Origin of the sequence: Epibacterium sp. Ofav1-8 (assembly GCF_022348185.1) — a bacterium.
Lineage (GTDB): Bacteria > Pseudomonadota > Alphaproteobacteria > Rhodobacterales > Rhodobacteraceae > Epibacterium.
In genome coordinates this window covers 1-1,318 of the sequence record NZ_JAKRFD010000035.1, presented here as the reverse complement: position 1 = coordinate 1,318, position 1,318 = coordinate 1, and the positions used below count along the sequence as shown (strand labels likewise).

The window sequence follows — 1,318 nt, the reverse complement described above, 5'->3', positions numbered from 1 at the left end:
TGAACCGCCCCTTGTTTGCCGGAGACCCAGAAGTAAGGATACTGGGTCATGGGAAAGACGAAGAACGGAAGACGTTATCGAGAAGAACTGCGCGCGAGAGCGGTGCGGCTGGTTTTGGATCACGAGAGCGCATATGCCAGCAGGTCGGCAGCGATATTGTCGATATCGCAAAAGGTTGGGTGCAGCAGGGACAGCTTGCGCATTTGGGTTAAGCAGCATGAGACGGATACTGGCAAGCGCGACGGTTTGACGACTTCGGAGCGGGACCGCATCAGGGAACTGGAACGCGAGAACCGGCAGCTGCGTCAGGCAAACGAGATCCTCAAGAAAGCATCTGCGTATTTTGCTCAGGCGGAGCTCGACCGCCCGTTTCGCAAATGATTGCCTTCATCAAGGATCATCGAAGCGCCCATGGGGTCGAGCCGATCTGCCGGGTTCTGCAGATTGCCCCTTCGACTTTTTATGAACGCATTGCCATCGAACGTGATCCTGACCGCGCCTCGGATCGGGCCAAGCAGGATGCGTATCTGCGCAAGGAGATGAAGGATGTTTGGGAGAAGAACCGATCCGTCTACGGCGCGCGCAAGCTGTGGCATGCGATGAAGCGCGAGAAGATTGCGGTCGCGCGCTGTACCGTCGAGCGGTTGATGCGGCAACTTGGCATCCAAGGCGTCCGGCGCGGTAAGAAGGTTAAAACCACCCATGGTCAGCCTGCGGATCAATGTCCGTTGGATAAGGTGAACAGACAGTTCCGCGCCTCTCAGCCAAATGAGCTGTGGGTATCCGACTTCACGTTCGTCTCGACCTGGCGTGGTTTTGTCTATGTGGCTTTCGTCATCGATACCTTTGCCAATCGGATTGTCGGTTGGAAAGCATCGACCACTCAGGACACGCAGTTTGTCTTGGACGCATTGGAACAGGCAATCCACGCGCGCAAACCTGCTGAAAACCTGATCCATCACTCTGATCGGGGCAGCCAATATGTATCAATCATGTACACAGAGCGGTTGGCTGATGCCGGGCTGGAACCATCCGTCGGCAGTGTCGGCGACAGTTATGACAATGCGCTGGCCGAGACGATCATCGGCTTGTTCAAAACCGAAGTCATTAATCGACTGGGGCCTTGGAAGGCCAAAGATCAGGTCGAATGGGAAACCCTGCAATGGGTCGATTGGTTCAACAAGGAGCGCCTGCTTGCGCCGCTCGGATACATCACGCCAATCGAAGCTGAGGAGAAATACGAGGAAGCCTTGAAGTCAGACAAAATCGCAGCTTGAAATACGAACTCAACAGTCTCCGGAAAAACCGGGGCGGTTCA

At 55.3% G+C, this 1,318-nt stretch carries 1 protein-coding gene and 1 other annotated feature; the gene reads left to right on the top strand.

All coding sequences use genetic code 11. The features are described 5' to 3' along the window. Nucleotides 1-48: 48 nt before the first annotated feature. A protein-coding gene (locus MHM97_RS22685) for an IS3 family transposase (RefSeq protein ID WP_370645797.1) occupies nucleotides 49-1,277 on the top strand; the annotation gives its coding sequence in 2 pieces (ribosomal slippage) (nucleotides 49-343 and nucleotides 343-1,277; 1,230 coding nt in all). Next, nucleotides 336-452 (top strand) — a sequence feature (AL1L pseudoknot). Its footprint overlaps the gene before it by 117 nt. Nucleotides 1,278-1,318 lie beyond the last annotated feature (41 nt).